This is a genomic window from Streptomyces sp. PKA51, assembly GCF_057552455.1.
The window spans coordinates 245,898-262,962 of sequence record NZ_BAAJPZ010000004.1 but is presented as its reverse complement, the minus strand read 5'-3'; the positions used below and the strand labels follow the sequence as shown (position 1 = coordinate 262,962).

Sequence of the window (17,065 nt, the reverse complement as noted above, 5' to 3'; positions counted from 1 at the left end):
GGAGCCCCGACCATGGGGACACACCTGCCGAGGAGCGCCCCGCATGAGCCTGACCCTGAGGACAATCAGCCGAGAGCAGCATCTGGCATTCATCCAGAGCCTGCCCGCGGCCAGTCACATGCAGGTGCCGGGGTGGGCGGATGTCAAGGCCGAGTGGCGCTCGGAGAACCTGGGCTGGTTCGACAAGACCGGCCAGCTCGTCGGCGTGGGCCTGGTGCTCTACCGCCAGCTGCCCAAGGTCAAGCGCTACCTGGCCTACCTGCCCGAGGGCCCGGTGATCAACTGGTACGCCCCGAACCTCGCCGACTGGCTGGAGCCGATGCTGGCCCACCTCAAGCGCCAGGGCGCCTTCTCGGTGAAGATGGGCCCGCCCGTCGTCATCCGGCGCTGGGACGCCGGTGCCATCAAGAACGGCATCTCCGACCCGGACGCCAAGCGCCTGCGCGACGTCCAGCCGACCTTCATCGAGCCGCGCGCCTTCGAGGTCGCCGACCAGCTGCGCCGCATGGGCTGGCAGCAGGGCGAGGACGGCGGCGCCGGCTTCGGTGACGTCCAGCCCCGCTACGTCTTCCAGGTGCCGCTGGAGGGCCGCTCGCTGGAGGACGTCCACAAGGGCTTCAACCAGCTGTGGCGGCGCAACATCAAGAAGGCCGAGAAGGCCGGCGTCGAGGTCGTCCAGGGCGGCTACGAGGACCTGCCGACCTGGCAGCACCTGTACGAGATCACGGCGGAGCGCGACAAGTTCCGCCCGCGGCCGCTGAGCTACTTCCAGCGCATGTGGACGGCCCTCAACAACGAGGACCCCAACCGCATGCGGCTGTACTTCGCCGTCCACGAGGGCGAGGCCGTCGCCGCGGCGACGATGCTGATCGTCGGCGGGCACGTGTGGTACTCCTACGGCGCCTCCGCCAACCACAAGCGCGAAGTCCGTCCGTCGAACGCCATGCAGTGGCGGATGCTGCGCGACGCCTACGCGCTGGGCGCGAGCGTCTACGACCTGCGCGGCATCGGCGACTCGCTCGACGAGAACGACCACCTCTTCGGCCTGATCCAGTTCAAGGTCGGCACCGGCGGACAGGCGGCCGAGTACCTCGGCGAGTGGGACTTCCCGCTGAACAAGCTGCTCCACAAGGCGCTCGACATGTACATGTCTCGACGCTGATCCAACGGCTCCAACGACACTCAGGGAAAGGTTCCGGGACCGGCCATGGCGCTCACGCTCTACGTCGACACCGCGCGCTGGCGGGCACACCAGCAGTCCGTCATCCAGCAGTTCCCCGGGATCATCCCGGTCTGCAAGGGCAACGGCTACGGCTTCGGCCACGAGCGGCTGGCCGAGGAGGTCACCCGCATGGGGGCCGACACCCTCGCCGTCGGCACCACCTACGAAGCGGCCCGCATCAAGGACTGGTTCAGCGGTGACCTGCTGGTGCTGACCCCCTTCCGGCTCGGCGAGGAGCCGGTGCCGCTGCCCGACCGGGCCATTCGCTCGGTCTCCTCGGTCGAGGGCGTGCGCGGGCTGGTCGGCGCGCGCGTCGTCATCGAGGTCATGAGCAGCATGAAGCGGCACGGCATCAGCGAGGAGGACCTGCCGAAGCTGCACGCGGCCATCGAGGACGTGCGCCTGGAGGGCTTCGCGATACACCTCCCGCTCGACCACGCCGACGGCACCAGCGGGGTCGACGAGGTCGCCGCATGGATGGAGCGGCTGCGCGCCGCCCACCTGCCGCTGCACACGATGTTCGTCAGCCACCTCAAGGCCGAGGAGCTCGCCCAGCTGCAGCAGCAGTTCCCGCACACCCGCTTCCGGGCCCGCATCGGCACCCGGCTGTGGCTGGGCGACCACGACGCGACCCACTACCGGGGCGCGGTGCTGGACGTCACGCCGGTGGCCAAGGGCGACCGCTTCGGCTACCGCCAGCAGAAGGCCACCGGGGACGGCTACCTCGTGGTGGTGGCCGGCGGCACCTCGCACGGCGTCGGCCTGGAGGCGCCCAAGGCGCTCCACGGCATGATGCCGCGCGCCAAGGGCGTGGCCCGGGCGGGCCTGGCCACCATGAACCGCAACCTGTCGCCCTTCGTGTGGGCCGGCAAGCAGCGCTGGTTCGCCGAGCCCCCGCACATGCAGGTCTCGATCCTGTTCGTGCCCTCCGACGCCCCCGCCCCGCAGGTCGGCGACGAGCTGGTGGCCCACCTGCGGCACACCACCACGCAGTTCGACCGCGTGGTCGATCACTGATCCCGCTGTTCCTGCCGATCCCACTGTTCCCACCCCCGTGATCCGGGGCCGGGGGCCGTCACCTCACGGGTTACGGCTCCCGGTGCCCCACTCGACGCGTGCGACCGAGGCGGGCTCCGTCCGCGGCTCGCGGCGCACGGAACCCGGGACCCATATGTCCGGGGCCCCGTCCAGCACGCCTCCGGAGGGGTCGTCGGATCCGTCGCGGCGCACCACGTCCCGCTCGGGGAACCAGATGTCGCGCACGACCAGCGCACAGAGGTAGAGCGTGCCCAGCAGGTGGGCGACGATGGCCAGTTGGTAGCCCTCGGTGGGCAGGCCCTGGTGCTTGTCCCCGCTGCCGGTGTAGGCCAGGTAGAACCAGATGCCCAGGTAGTACAGGACCTCGCAGGCCTGCCAGATCAGGAAGTCCCGCCACTTGGGCCGGGCCAGCGCCGCCAGCGGCACCAGCCACAGCACGTACTGCGGCGAGTAGACCTTGTTGACCAGGATGAACAGGGCCACCACCAGGAAGGCCAGCTGGGCGAAGCGCGGGCGCCGGGGCGCGCACAGGGCGAGGACGCCGATGCCCAGGCAGCCCAGGATCATCAGCGCGGACGCGTAGGTGTTGGCGTCCTCCAGGGGGTTCCCGGTGCGCTGGGAGAGGAAGAGCCACACCGAGCCGAAGTCGATCGGCCGCTCCTGGCTGAAGGTGTAGAACTTCGCCCAGCCCGGCCGGATGTGGAAGCCGCTCGCGTCGTGCGTGAGCATCACCGGCAGGTTCACCACGAGCCAGGACGCGACGGCCGCGGCCGCCGCCGAGCCGAAGGCCCGCAGCCGCCCGGCCCGCAGGCACAGCACGAACAGCGGCCCCAGCAGCAGGGCCGGATAGAGCTTGGCCGCGGCCGCCAGGCCGATCAGCACGCCCGCCACCACCGTCCGCCCGCGTGACCAGGCCGCCATCGCCCCGGCCGTCAGGGCGACCGCGAACAGGTCCCAGTTGATGGTGGCCGTCAGCGCGAAGGCCGGTGCCAGGGCGAACAGCAGGGCGTCCCAGGGCCGGCGGCGGTGGGTGCGGGCCACGCACACGGCGATGACGGCGGTGCAGGCCATCAGCATCCCGGCGTTGACGAACCAGTACATCTGCTCGCGGTGCTGCAGCGTGCCGCCACCGGGTGTCAGCAGCGCCGCCACCTCCATGAACAGGCCCGTGAGCACCGGGTACTCCAAGTAGTCCATGCCCCCGGAGACGGTCTGCGGAATGCGCTCGAAGTAGGGGATGAGCCCCTGGTCGAAGCCGCGCCCGTAGTAGAGGTGGGGGATGTCGGAGTAGCAGGCGTGGGTGTACTGCGTGGTGGCGCCGAAGAACCAGCCGTAGTTGTAGCAGGGCAGCTTCTGCACCATGCCCAGCGCGAACAGGCCGATCGCCACGAGGGCGATCACCCGCACCGGCGACCACCATCCCGCGCCGAGCAGGGCCCGCCGCCCCATCGGCCCCCCGATGAGTTCGCTGCCGGCGGCGGCCACCTCGTCCTCGACGGTGGGCCGTACTGGCTGATCGTCCCGCGCGCTCCTCATGCGCCCATCCTGCCGTACGGGCCAGGAGCGGCGCGGAGCCTGTGGACAACCGCACGGGCCGCCCCGCGACAGTGCGGAGCGGCCCGTGAAACGACCTGCTCAGGCGCATCGCGCCTGCTTTGTATGACAATCAGCCGCCGGGGCCGCCGAAGAGGCCGCCACCGCCCTGCTGACCGCGGCGGCTCGGGGTGGGCGACGGGGTGTCGCCCATGTCACCGCCGATGTCGCCCGTGCTGCCGCCGGGGCCGCCGGTCGTGCCGCCGTTGCCCTTGCCACCGCCGCCCGGCTTGCACTTGGGCTCGAAGAGCCCGCCGCAGGACGCGCTCGGCGAGGGGGACGCCGACGGGGACTTCGAGGGCGAGGGGGACGCCGACGGGGACGGCGAGGCCGCCGAGGGCACGGGGCTGGGGGCGGGGCTCGCCCCGTCGCCGTAGACCTTCTGGCCGATCGGCTGCGGCGGGTCGAACTGCATCACGGGCTGGCCCTTGAGCGCCTGGCCCATGTAGTCGGCCCAGATCTCGGCGGGGAACGACGCACCGTGGATCGTGGGCTGGCCGCCCACACCGCGCATCGAGAGGAACTCCTGCTTCTTGGCGTTCGGGTCCACGCGGTACATGCCGATCGCCGTCGACAGCTGCGGGGTGTAGCCGGCGAACCAGGCCGAGCGGTTGCCGTCGGTCGTACCGGTCTTGCCCGCCACCGGGCGGTCGCCGAGCTTCGCCTTGGTGCCGGTACCCGACTCCACGACCGTCTTCAGCACGTCGGTGACGTTGTTGGCGACGTTGGCGTCGAAGGCCTGGGCGCTCTTGAGCTCGTGCTCGTAGACCGGCTTGCCGTCCTTCTCCACCTTCTCCACCGAGTAGGGGTCGACCTGCTTGCCGGAGGCCGCGAACGTCGCGTACGCCCCGGCGAGCCGGATGGCGCTGGGGGCGGAGGTGCCCAGCGAGAAGGTGGGCGTGATCGAGGCCAGCTGGTCCTTGTCCAGGCCCGCCTTGAGCGCCGCCTCCTTCACCAGGTCCGTGCCGACGTCCATGCCGAGCTGGATGTAGGGGGTGTTCACCGAGAACTGCATGGCGGTGCGCAGCGTGATGAGGCCCCTGTCCTCGTCACCGTCGTTCGGCTGGTGCCATTCCTTGCCGTCCTGGTCGTGCCAGACGGTGCCGTTGTACGTCCGCAGAGTCAGCTTGTTGTTGCCGTTGTAGATGCTCTCCGGCGAGACGACGGTGCGCTGGCTGTCGCTCTGGTTGGGGCCGAGGCCGGGGTTGCGCTTGCCGTGGGTCATCGCGGCCGCCAGCACGAACGGCTTGAAGGTCGAGCCGACCTGGACGCCGGTGTAGTCGGCGTTGTTGGTGTAGTGCTCCAGCGCGTTCTCGCCGCCGTAGATCGCGACGATCTTGCCGGTCTTGGGCTCCACCGACGCGCCGCCGAACTGCACGAACTGGTCGACGTCGCGCACCTTCGGCTTGATGTTGGCCTTGCGGACCTCCTCGACGGACTGCGACAGCGCATTGATCTTGTCGCGGTCGAACGTCGTGTAGATCTGGTAGCCGCCCTTGTCCAGCTCGGCCTTGCTGATCTTGGAGTGGGCGACGATGTAGTTGTCGGCGAGGTCGGTGAGGTAGCCGATCTGGCCCGCCCGGTTGGTCGCCGGCTTGGGCTTCTGCGGCTGCGGGAAGCCCTTGGCCACCCACTTGTCGTGCTCGGCCTTGTCCATGCGGCCGACCTGGACCTCGCGGTCCAGCGTCCACTTCCAGCGGTCGGTGGCGCGCTTGGTGTTCTTCTCCGGCGTCGCCGCCGGCCCCTGGCCGCCGTACGGGTCGTAGAGGTTCGGACCGTTCAGCGTCGCCGCCAGGAACGCGCTCTCGCTGGGCGTGAGGTCCGCGCAGTCCTTGTCGAAGTACGCGCGGGCCGCCGCCTGGATGCCGTACGCACCGCGGCCGTAGTAGGCGGTGTTGAGGTAGCCGGCCAGGATGAACGGCTTGTCCTTGGTGGCACCGACCTTCACCGAGATCAGCAGCTCGGTGGCCTTGCGCTTGAGCGTCTGCTCCTGGCTCAGGTAGGTGTTCTTCACGAACTGCTGGGTGATGGTCGAGCCGGACTGGGTCTCACCGCCCTGCGCCATCTTCACGACGGCGCGCAGGATGCCCATCGGGTCGACGCCCCAGTCCTTCTCGAAGCTGGCGTTCTCGGCGGAGATCACCGCATTCTGCATGGACGTGGGGATCTGGCTGATCGGCACGATCTGCCGGTTGAGGCTGCCGCCGCCGGCGACCACCATCTGCTTGCCGTCGGACCAGTAGTAGACGTTCTTCTGGACCTTCGACGCCTTCTGCGCGTCGGGCACCTGCACCACCGCCAGGGCGACGCCCACGATGCCCACGATCAGGCCGGCGAAGGTGACGATCATGCCGGTGATCAGCTTCCAGGACGGGATCCAGCGGCGTACGCCCGTCTTCCCCGCGCGCGGGTAGTCGATGAAGCGCTTCGCCGCGGGCCGGCCGTCCCTCCTGCCGCCGCGGCCCCCGCCGGCCGCTCCCGCGGCCGGCGGGCGTCTGCGCCCGCCGGGGGCGCTCGATCGCCGGTCGCTCCGGCGGGCGTCGGCCCGGCCGACGGACCGGGCCCCGTCACGGCCGTGACCCGGCGCGCCCGGATTGCTGTGTGGTGCGGCGCGACGGCCGGACGCCGGCTGCGGGGCCGCGCGACGGGCCGCGGCGCGTCCGCCGCCCTGAGGCTGCGGCGGCTTGCGGCGGTGCTCGCTCATCGAACGATTACTCCTCGGGCAGGCACTGTGCGCCTGACAGCTGCAGGTGGCTTGCGTTCCCCCCGGTGTGCGAGCCGGCTGTCCCCCCGAGCTACGGTCCGCACTGCTGCATACGGGTCGAGGACGCGTGTCGGCGTCACCCGGTTCCCGCTGGTCTGCATGCCGCACAGACTACGCACGGCCAAATCACGCCCTCTGTGGACCTTCACTCCAAATCAGGCCCGTTGTGTCCCACGAATCAGTGATGTGACCTCGTTCACCGTGCCCGCTCTTGTCCGCTCGGGGCGCCGGCCCTATCGTCTGGATGTATCGAGTCGATACATCAGCTCGGCATAAGGGACCAATAAGGATCGGATCATCAAGGACTAGGCTGTGGGGGACAAGGAGGCGAAATATGAGCAGACGCTCCGGCATCCTCGAGTTCGCCGTCCTCGGCCTGCTCCGCGAGTCCCCGATGCACGGCTACGAGCTGCGGAAACGCTTGAACACCTCGCTCGGGGTGTTCCGCGCGTTCAGCTACGGCTCCCTCTACCCCTGCCTGAAGTCCCTCGTGGCGAACGGCTGGCTGGTCGAGGAGCCCGGGAGCGCTCCGGAAACCGCCTCCACGGCGGCCCTGGCCGGACGGCGGGCCAAAATCGTCTACCGGCTGACGGCCGCGGGCAAGGACCACTTCGAGGAGCTCCTGACCCACACCGGCCCGGACGCCTGGGAGGACGAGCACTTCGCCGCCCGGTTCGCGTTCTTCGGACAGACCTCGCGGGACGTACGGATGCGGGTGCTGGAAGGCCGCCGCAGCCGGCTGGAGGAGCGCCTGGAGAAGATGCGCGCCTCCTTGGCCCGCACCCGGGAACGGCTGGACGACTACACCCTCGAACTCCAACGGCACGGTATGGAGTCCGTGGAGCGCGAAGTCCGCTGGCTGAACGAGCTGATCGAGAGCGAGCGGGCCGGGCGTGACACACGCAACGGCCCGGACAAGTGAGTCCTGCACCCCGCAGGGCTTCGTCGAGTACAAACAGGGAGCAACCGCCAATGGGTTCGGTTCGCGTAGCGATCGTGGGTGTGGGCAACTGCGCCGCCTCGCTGGTGCAGGGCGTCGAGTACTACAAGGACGCCGACCCGAACGGCCGCGTGCCGGGTCTGATGCACGTGCAGTTCGGCGACTACCACGTCGGTGACGTGGAGTTCGTGGCCGCGTTCGACGTCGACGCGAAGAAGGTCGGCCTCGACCTCGCCGACGCCATCGGCGCGAGCGAGAACAACACCATCAAGATCTGCGACGTGCCCGCCACCGGCGTGACCGTCCAGCGCGGCCACACCCTCGACGGCCTCGGCAAGTACTACCGCGAGACCATCGAGGAGTCCGCCGAGGCCCCGGTCGACGTCGTCCAGGTCCTCAAGGACAAGCAGGTCGACGTCCTGGTCTGCTACCTGCCGGTCGGCTCCGAGGACGCCGCCAAGTTCTACGCGCAGTGCGCTATCGACGCCAAGGTCGCCTTCGTCAACGCCCTCCCGGTCTTCATCGCCGGCACCAAGGAGTGGGCGGACAAGTTCACCGAGGCCGGCGTGCCGATCGTCGGTGACGACATCAAGTCGCAGGTCGGCGCCACCATCACGCACCGCGTGATGGCCAAGCTCTTCGAGGACCGCGGCGTCGTCCTCGACCGCACGATGCAGCTGAACGTCGGCGGCAACATGGACTTCAAGAACATGCTCGAGCGCGAGCGCCTGGAGTCCAAGAAGATCTCCAAGACGCAGGCCGTCACCTCCCAGATCCCCGACCGCGACCTGGGCGAGAAGAACGTCCACATCGGTCCCTCGGACTACGTGGCCTGGCTCGACGACCGCAAGTGGGCCTACGTCCGCCTCGAGGGCCGCGCCTTCGGCGACGTCCCGCTGAACCTTGAGTACAAGCTCGAGGTCTGGGACTCCCCGAACTCCGCCGGCGTCATCATCGACGCCCTGCGCGCCGCGAAGATCGCCAAGGACCGGGGCATCGGCGGCCCGATCCTCTCCGCCTCCTCGTACTTCATGAAGTCCCCGCCGGTGCAGTACTTCGACGACGAGGCCCGCGAGAACGTCGAGAAGTTCATCAAGGGCGAGGTCGAGCGCTAAAGCGCCCTCGGCTGCTCGTCACTCACAGGGGTCCCCGGGTTGTCCGCCCGGGGACCCCTGTGGTGTGTGAGGCTGTGCGCCATGCCTGTCGTGCGGGATCTCCACGTTCTGCTCCGGCTGCGCCCCGTCCGCCGCCTGCTGACGGTCCGGCTGCTGTCCCAGGCCGCCGACGGCGTCTACCAGGTGGCCCTCGCCTCGTACGTCGTCTTCTCCCCCGAGAAGCAGGCGTCCGCCGCGGCCATCGCCTCCGCCATGGCCGTCCTGCTCCTGCCCTACTCCCTGCTGGGCCCCTTCGCCGGAGTGCTCCTCGACCGCTGGCGCCGCCGCCAAGTGCTGCTCCACGGCAACCTGCTGCGCGGCGCGCTGGCCGCGGTGACCGCGCTGCTCATCGTCGCCCGCGTCCCCGACGGCCTCTTCTACGCCTCCGCGCTCTCGGTCACCGCCGTCAACCGCTTCGTCCTCGCCGGGCTCTCGGCGTCGCTCCCCCGCGTCGTCGACTCCCCCGAGGGCCTGGTCATCGCCAACTCCCTCTTCCCCACCGCGGGCACCCTCGCCGCCACGGCCGGCGGCGGCCTGGCCCTCGCCGCACGGCTCGGCACCTCGGGGGGCGGCGTCTCGGACGCCGGCGTGGTGCTCCTGGGCGGCCTCCTCTACCTGGTCGCCGGGCTGAGCGCCCTGCGGCTGCCCGTCGACCTGCTCGGCCCGGACGTCCCGGCACCGGACACCCGGCTGCGGACGGCCGTGGCGGTCACCGCCCGCGGGCTCGCCGAGGGACTGCGCCACCTCGCGCAACGCCCCGCCGCGGCCCGGGCGCTGGCTGCCATGACACTCATGCGTTTTTGCTACGGGGCGCTGACGGTCACGGTGCTGGTGCTCTGCCGGCACGCCTGGGCCGGCAGCGGCTCGACCGGGCTGGCCCTGCTCGGCTACGCCGTCGCCGCGTCGGGCGCGGGGTTCTTCACCGCCGCCCTCGTCACGCCCTGGGCGGTTCAGCGGCTGGGGCGCCGCGGCTGGATGCTCGCCTGCGCCGGGGCGTCGGCGGTCCTGGAACCCGCGCTCGGCCTGCCCTTCGAGCCCGCTCCCATGCTGATCGCGGCGTTCGCCCTGGGGATCGCCACGCAGGGCGCCAAAATCACGACCGACACCGTGGTGCAGGCGTCCATCGACGACGCCTTCCGCGGGCGGATCTTCTCCGTGTACGACGTCCTGTTCAACGTCGCCTTCGTCGGCGCGGCAGCCGTGGCCGCCCTCATGCTGCCGCCTGACGGCCGTTCATCCGCCCTGATCCTCATGACGGCTTTTCTCTATGCGGCGATTACCGCCGCATTGGCAGGATTTCGCCGCCGATAAGTGTTACATCAAGGCCACAGGACCGCTCGAAAACCCTGGAATGTCATGGACACGGGGTACCTTACGCTGCACCGTCTGTCTGATTTTCAACGTTCCAGAGGAAGCCGTGACCACTCCGCCGCCCAACCAGCACCCGTACGCCCCCCAGGGCGGCACCCCCTACGGCCAGCAGCCGCCCGCACCGTACGGCCAGCAGCCGGGCCCGTACCCGCAGCAGCCGGGGCCGTACCCCCAGCAGCCCGGCCCCTACGGCCAGCAGCCCCCCGCCCCGTACGGCCAGCCCGGCGCCTTCCCCGGGAACCCGGTGCAGCCGCCCAAGCGCTCGAAGCTGAAGTTCATCCGCAAGGTCGTCGTCCCGATCATTGCGATCATCGTGGCCGCCTGCGGCTGGTTCTTCAGCAAGAGCGACGACACCCAGAAGCTCGCGGTCGGCGACTGCCTGCGGAACTCCGGCACCGAGAACAAGCCGGAGATCCACAAGGTGGACTGCACCGACGCCAAGGCCACCCACAAGGTGCTGAAGAAGGTCAGCGGCACCTACTCCGACACGGTGTGCAACGGCGTCGAGGGCACCGTCGCGGCCCTGACCTGGGAAGAGCGCCGGAACAACTTCGTGCTCTGCCTGGCGGACAACAAGAAGTAGGGGAAAAGCAGCGGGGGCGGTGTTTCACGTGAAACACCGCCCCCGCTGACGTTTCACGTGAAACATCGGCCCTGAACGTCAGCCCTGGTTCTGGGCCGCCCACCACTCCTTGAGGGCGGCGACCGCCGCCTCGTGGCCCATCGGCCCGTGCTCCAGACGCAGCTCCAGCATGTGCTGGTACGCCTTGCCGACCGCCGGACCGGGCTTGATGCCGAGGATCGTCATGATCTCGTTGCCGTCCAGGTCCGGGCGGATCGCATCCAGCTCCTCCTGCTCCTGCAGGCGGGCGATGCGCTCCTCCAGGCCGTCGTAGGCCCGGGAGAGGGCGTTGGCCTTGCGCTTGTTGCGGGTCGTGCAGTCCGAGCGGGTGAGCTTGTGCAGCCGCTCCAGCAGCGGGCCGGCGTCGCGCACGTACCGGCGCACGGCCGAGTCGGTCCACTCACCGGTGCCGTAGCCGTGGAAGCGCAGGTGCAGCTCGACCAGCTTGGAGACGTCCTTGACCATCTCGTTGGAGTACTTGAGCTTGGTCAGTCGCGCCTTGGTCATCTTCGCGCCCACCACCTCGTGGTGATGGAAGGAGACCCGGCCGTCCTTCTCGAAGCGGCGCGTCCGGGGCTTGCCGATGTCGTGCAGCAGCGCCGCCAGGCGCAGCACCAGGTCGGGGCCCTCGGTCTCCAGGTCGATGGCCTGCTCCAGGACGGTGAGCGTGTGCTCGTAGACGTCCTTGTGGCGGTGGTGCTCGTCGCGCTCCAGCCGCAGGGCCGGCAGCTCGGGCAGGACCCGCTTGGCCAGGCCGGTGTCGACGAGCAGGGCGAGGCCCTTGCGGGGGTGGTCGGAGAGGATCAGCTTGTTCAGCTCGTCCCGGATCCGCTCGGCGGAGACGATCTCCAGCCGCTCGGCCATCCCGGTCATGGCGGCCACGACCTCGGGGGCGACCTCGAAGTCGAGCTGGGCCGCGAACCGCGCGGCCCGCATCATGCGCAGCGGGTCGTCCGAGAAGGACTCCTCCGGTGTCCCCGGGGTGCGCAGCACCCGCGCGGCCAGGTCCTGCAGACCGTTGTGCGGGTCGACGAACTCCTTCTCCGGCAGCTTCACGGCCATCGCATTGACGGTGAAGTCGCGACGGACGAGGTCCTCCTCGATGGAGTCGCCGTAGGAGACCTCCGGCTTGCGGGAGGTCCGGTCGTACGCCTCCGACCTATATGTCGTGACCTCGATGTCGAAGTCCGACTTGCGGCAGCCCACGGTCCCGAAGGCGATGCCGACCTCCCAGACGGCGTCCGCCCACGGCCGCACGATCTTCAGCACGTCCTCCGGGCGGGCATCGGTGGTGAAGTCGAGATCGTTGCCGAGCCTGCCGAGCAGCGCGTCGCGCACGGATCCGCCGACCAGGGCGAGCGTGAAGCCGGCGTCCCGGAAGCGGCGGGCGAGGTCGTCGGCCACGGGGGAGACCCGCAGGAGCTCGCTCACGGCACGGCGCTGCGCCTGGCTGAGCTCGTTGGTCGACGGCAGGGTGGGGCTGTCATGGTTGGCGTTCGGCACAACAGAAGAGGGTACGTGTCCGCGCGCGCCACGGCCTCCTCGTTATGGGGCGGTTTCCGGCAGCTCCGGCAAAGCAGGCGCAGCCCGGACAACGGGCCCGGTGGCGATCTTGTGATGCGGTCCGCGGCACTTCGCCACAGCGGGCCTCGTTACCATTCGTGGACGCACCATCCGACGACCACTGACACGACGAGGGACGGGCGAGCGCGTGGCCGAGGCGGCAGAGGTCCAGGAGGCCTTGTACGGGACACGGCCCGCTCCTGCCTTCCGGCGGTCACGCTGGGCCGTCCTGGTGCTGACCGGCCTGCTGGTGGTCCTGGGGCTGGGCCAGCTGCCCGCCGCCTCCGCGGCCCGGGCGGCGGAGTCCGGCGGCACCTCCGCGGTCGACGTCTCCGTGGACTCCCTGGCCCCCGTCGCGCCCAAGCAGGACGACACGCTCGTCGTCTCGGGCCACGTCACGAACAACAGCCGCTCGACGATCACCGGCGCCCACGTGGGGCTGCGGGTGGGCCCGCAGGTCACGACGCGCAGTGACATCGACGCCATCGGCGACCAGGCCCCCTACTCGTCCTCCGACGGCTCCGAGGTCGGCGGCAACCACACCCAGAAGATCGACAGCCTGCCGCCGGGCACGAGCCGCGACTTCACCCTGAACGTCCCCGCCAAGGACCTCGACCTGGGCAAGGACGGCGTCTACCAGCTGGGCGTCACGCTCTCCGGGCAGTCCGGCGGGCAGTCCTACGAGCGCGTCCTGGGCATCCAGCGCACGCTCCTGCCCTGGCAGCCCTCCGCGACCGACGGCAGGAAGACCCGGCTGACCTTCCTGTGGCCGCTGATCTCGGCGACCCACCTGACGGCCCGCACCGAGTCCGACCAGCAGCAGACGCCCGTCTTCCCCAACGACGACCTCGCGGCCGAGCTCGCGCCCGGCGGGCGCCTGCAGCAGCTCGTGGCGCTCGGCAAGAACCTGCCGGTCACCTGGGTGATCGACCCGGACCTGCTGGCCACCGTCGAGGCCATGACGAAGAGCTACCACGTCAGCGGCCGCAACGGGCAGGAGAACACCCCCGGCCACGGCCAGGCGGTCGCCAAGCAGTGGCTCAACCAGCTGCAGCAGGCCGTCGCCGACCACCAGGTGGTGGCCCTGCCCTTCGGCGACCCTGACCTCGCCTCCCTCGCCCACCGCGGCAAGGACGTCTCCGGTGCCCTCAGCCACCTGCAGTCCGCCACCGAGCTGGCCTCGACCACCGTGGACACGATCCTCGGCGTGAAGCCGCGCACGGACTTCGCCTGGCCCGTCGACGGCGCCGTCGACTCCTCCATCGTGGACGTGGCCACCTCGGCCGGCGCCCACAACGTCATCGCCCGCAGCGACAGCCTCCGCGAGCCCGTCCCCTACGCCCCGACGGCGGCCCGGCAGATCGGCGGCGGCAACACCGCGATCGTGGCCGACGCCCGGCTCTCCACCGCCTTCCAGGGCGACATGATCCGGGCCGAGGACGCCTCCCTCGCCGTGCAGCGCTTCCTGGCCCAGAGCCTCATGGTCACCAAGCAGGCCCCGGACAACGAGCGCAGCATCGTCGTCGCCCCGCAGCGCATGCCCACGGCGAGCCAGGCCCAGGCGATGGCGACCGCGCTGGCCGGGCTGGCGGACGGCCGCTGGAGCCAGGCCGCCGATCTGGGTGCGGCGGCCGCCTTCCAGCCCGACCCGGCGGCCGGCCGGCACGTGCCCGGCCCGGGGTCCTACCCGGAGGCGCTGCGGGCCCAGGAGCTGCCCACCGAGGCGTTCGAGGCGATCCAGCGGACGCAGACCACCCTGGACAGCTTCAAGGTCATCCTCACCGCCCAGGACCGCGTGGTCACCCCCTTCGGCAGCGCGATCATGCGGGAGATGTCCACGTCCTGGCGCGGCGACCCGCAGGGTGCGGCCGCCTTCCGGGACGCCGTGCAGTCCTACCTCGACCAGCTCACCCGCCAGGTGCAGCTGATCAAGAAGTCCGACGCCACGCTCTCCGGCCGCAGCGCGACCATCCCCGTGACCGTGCACAACGGCCTGCTGCAGGGCGTCCGCGGGCTCCGGCTCGTCCTCACCTCCAGCCAGCCCAACCGCCTCAAGATCGACGCCTCCCAGCCGGTCGAGGTCGGCGGCGGACGGCAGCAGACGGTGAAGTTCGAGACCCGGGCCAATGCCAACGGACCGGTACAGGTGACGGCCCGGCTCTACGCCGAGGACGGCCAGCCGTACGGCGAACCGATCCGCTTCACTGTGCATGTCACCTCCATCACCCCTATGGTTCTGCTGGTCATCGCCGGTGGGGTGCTCCTCCTCGTCCTCGCGGGCCTGCGGATCTACCTCCAGCGACGCAAGCGGGCGGCCGCCCGTGGTGCCGCCGGTGACGGTCCCGGCCAGGACGGCGGACCGGACGCGGGCGGCGAAGGGCCCGGTGGCGACCGGCCCGGCGACGGCGAGAACGGTGAGGGCGGACCCGGCGAGGACGAGCCCGAGCAGCCGGGTGATCCGGCAGCCGAAACCGGGGCGCGGCACGGTGACCCGTCCGGCCCGGGTGAGAAAGTGGAACGTTGAGCGTGCGGTGGGGCCAGCCCGCCGCCGACGATGAGGTGGGGTAGCGATGAGCGCGCCGTACGACGGTGACCGCGGTCAGGGCACCGGCGGTGGGCAGCGGGGTCCGTACCCGCCGATCCCGCCTGCCCACATTCCGCCCGGCCAGACGCCTCCCCCCGTGATGGACCAGGGCGCCATGGGCGCGCCGGGCGGGATGGACCAGGGACAGCAGGGCGGCCCGTACGCACGGGACCCCTACCTGCGCGACACCTACGCCTCGGACCCCTACCCCCGCCAGCAGGCGTGGCCGCCGGCCCAGGGCCAGTACGGTGCACCTCAGGCGCAGCAGCCCCAGTCGTACGGGGACGCCGAGGAGACCCAGCTCATGGGCGTGGGCGGCTTCGACGAGCAGCCCTCCGACGGCCGGCCCCGCGACGCCTTCGCCCACCTCTACCGCGACCAGCAGCAGCCGTACGAGCCCCAGCAGCCGGTGGGCCGCCAGGTGCCCCCGCCGGGCGCCTACGTGCCCCCGCCCGTCGCCCCGCAGCCGGCCGAGCCGGCCACCGAACCGGAACCCGAGCAGATGGCCGAGGCACCGGCCGCCGCCGGCAAGGGCGGCAAGGCCGCGAGCCTGCTGAAGTCCAGCGCGCTCATGGCCGCCGGCACGATGGTCTCCCGTCTGCTGGGCTTCGGCCGCAACCTGGTGATGGCCGCCGCCATCGGTGTCGGCACGCTCAACGACGACTACCAGGTCGCCAACGTCCTGCCGACGATGATCTACATCCTCGTCGCCGGTGGCGCGCTGAACTCGGTGTTCATCCCGCAGCTGGTGCGCGCCATGAAGAACGACGAGGACGGCGGCGAGGCCTACGCCAACCGCCTCCTGACCCTGGTGGTCGTGCTGCTGGCCGGCGTCACCACCCTCTGTGTGCTGGGCGCTCCGCTCTTCATCCGGATGATGTCGCCGACGATCGCCGACGACCCGGCCCGGATGGACGTGGCGGTCGCCTTCGCCCGCTACTGCGTGCCGACCCTGTTCTTCATGGGCGTGCACGTCGTCCTCGGCCAGATCCTCAACGCCCGGGGCCGGTTCGGCGCGATGATGTGGACCCCGGTCCTGAACAACATCATCATCATCGCCACCTTCGGCGCCTTCATCTGGGCCTTCGGCCCGTTCACCAGCACCGATGTCAGCGCCGCGACCATCACGCCGGAAGGCGTCCGCCTGATCGGCATCGGCACGCTCCTGGGCCTGGCGGTCCAGGCCCTGGCGATGTTCCCCTACCTGCGGGACGCCGGTTTCCGCATCCGACCGCGCTTCGACTGGCGCGGCCAGGGACTGGGCAAGGCCGCGGGCCTGGCCAAGTGGACCCTCTTCTTCGTCCTCGCCAACCAGCTCGGCATGGTCGTGGTCACCCAGCTGGCCACCAAGGCCGGCGCCCTGGCCGAGAAGGTCGGCCACAAGGGCACGGGCATCACCGCCTACAACTTCGCCCTGCAGCTGTGGCAGATGCCGCAGGCCATCATCACCGTCTCGGTCATGACCGCCGTCCTGCCGCGGATCTCCCGCGCCGCCCACGACGGGGACGCGATCGCCGTCCGCGACGACCTCTCCCACGGCCTGCGCACCTCGGCCGTCGCGATCGTGCCCTGCGCCTTCGCCTTCCTGGCGCTCGGCGTCCCGATGACGACCCTGATGTTCGGCGGCTCGGGAGTCTCGGCCGCCACCAACATCGGCTACATCCTGATGGCCTTCGGCCTCGGCCTGATCCCGTTCTCCGCGCAGTACGTCATCCTCCGTGGCTTCTACGCCTACGAGGACACGCGCACGCCGTTCTACAACACGGTGATCGTCGCCGCGGTCAACGCCGCCGCCTCCTTCGTGAGCTACCTCGTCCTGCCCGCGCGCTGGGCGGTCGCCGGCATGGCCGCCTCGTACGGCCTCGCCTACGCCGTCGGCGTGGGCGTCGCCTGGCGCCGGCTGGCAGCGCGGCTGGGCACCGATCTGGACGGCGCGCGCGTCGTGCGCACCTACGCCCGCCTCATCGGCGCCTGCGTCCCCGCCTCGCTCGTCGGCGGCGCGGCGGCCTACGGCATCGGTCAGGTCCTGGGCAACGGCGTCCTCGGGTCGCTCGCGTCCCTGGTCGGCGGTGGACTGCTTCTGATCGTCGTCTTCTTCCTCACCGCGAAGCGCATGCGGGTGGAAGAGTTGAACGCCATGGTCGGTATGGTGCGCGGGCGCCTCGGTCGCTGACCGGAGCACAACCATCGCCCGCCGCCGCGTGTCGTGCATAG

11 protein-coding genes are annotated in these 17,065 nt (G+C 70.6%); 8 read left to right on the top strand and 3 right to left on the bottom strand.

The features are described from left to right. Nucleotides 1–43 precede the first annotated feature (43 nt). Entirely contained in the window at nt 44–1,162 is a 1,119-nt protein-coding gene (locus AC27L3_RS08430) for a lipid II:glycine glycyltransferase FemX (protein ID WP_344433028.1), read from the top strand. Between the two features lie 45 nt (nt 1,163–1,207). Then, the gene (locus AC27L3_RS08425; protein ID WP_365964992.1) at nt 1,208–2,239 is read left to right on the top strand and encodes an alanine racemase; all 1,032 of its coding nucleotides are present in this window, start codon (nt 1,208–1,210) and stop codon (nt 2,237–2,239) included. 63 nt (nt 2,240–2,302) lie between these two features. On the opposite strand, the gene AC27L3_RS08420 is transcribed toward AC27L3_RS08425, so the two are convergent. Beyond that, on the bottom strand, nt 2,303–3,796 hold the full coding sequence (locus AC27L3_RS08420) for a glycosyltransferase family 87 protein (RefSeq protein WP_487233363.1): 1,494 nt from the start codon (nt 3,794–3,796) through the stop codon (nt 2,303–2,305). 130 nt (nt 3,797–3,926) lie between these two features. Further along, nucleotides 3,927–6,557: a transglycosylase domain-containing protein gene (locus AC27L3_RS08415; RefSeq protein WP_487233362.1), complete on the bottom strand. Its 2,631-nt coding sequence runs from the start codon at nt 6,555–6,557 to the stop codon at nt 3,927–3,929. Between the two features lie 394 nt (nt 6,558–6,951). Here AC27L3_RS08415 and AC27L3_RS08410 point away from each other — a divergent pair, with 394 nt between their 5' ends. From AC27L3_RS08410 to AC27L3_RS08395, 4 genes are all read left to right on the top strand, one after another. Then, entirely contained in the window at nt 6,952–7,539 is a 588-nt protein-coding gene (locus tag AC27L3_RS08410; RefSeq protein ID WP_365964989.1) for a PadR family transcriptional regulator, read from the top strand. A gap of 50 nt (nt 7,540–7,589) precedes the next feature. After that, a complete protein-coding gene (locus AC27L3_RS08405) occupies nt 7,590–8,672 on the top strand; it encodes an inositol-3-phosphate synthase (RefSeq protein WP_344433023.1) in 1,083 nt (360 codons plus the stop codon). Nucleotides 8,673–8,753: 81 nt separating this feature from the next. Continuing rightward, entirely contained in the window at nt 8,754–10,022 is a 1,269-nt protein-coding gene (locus AC27L3_RS08400) for an MFS transporter (RefSeq protein WP_487233361.1), read from the top strand. 106 nt (nt 10,023–10,128) lie between these two features. Then, entirely contained in the window at nt 10,129–10,665 is a 537-nt protein-coding gene (locus AC27L3_RS08395) for an LppU/SCO3897 family protein (RefSeq protein ID WP_487233360.1), read from the top strand. A 78-nt stretch (nt 10,666–10,743) separates the two neighbouring features. Here AC27L3_RS08395 and AC27L3_RS08390 read toward each other — a convergent pair whose 3' ends face one another. Further along, nucleotides 10,744–12,207 (bottom strand): CCA tRNA nucleotidyltransferase, encoded by a 1,464-nt coding sequence (locus AC27L3_RS08390; protein ID WP_487233359.1) that lies wholly within the window; start codon nt 12,205–12,207, stop codon nt 10,744–10,746. A gap of 208 nt (nt 12,208–12,415) precedes the next feature. Here AC27L3_RS08390 and AC27L3_RS08385 point away from each other — a divergent pair, with 208 nt between their 5' ends. Together AC27L3_RS08385 and murJ are read left to right on the top strand one after the other, a co-directional pair. Continuing rightward, entirely contained in the window at nt 12,416–14,791 is a 2,376-nt protein-coding gene (locus AC27L3_RS08385; RefSeq protein ID WP_487233358.1) for a DUF6049 family protein, read from the top strand. Nucleotides 14,792–14,837: 46 nt separating this feature from the next. Further along, nucleotides 14,838–17,024, top strand: coding sequence for a murein biosynthesis integral membrane protein MurJ (murJ, locus tag AC27L3_RS08380; protein WP_487233357.1), 2,187 nt, complete (start codon nt 14,838–14,840; stop codon nt 17,022–17,024). Nucleotides 17,025–17,065 lie beyond the last annotated feature (41 nt).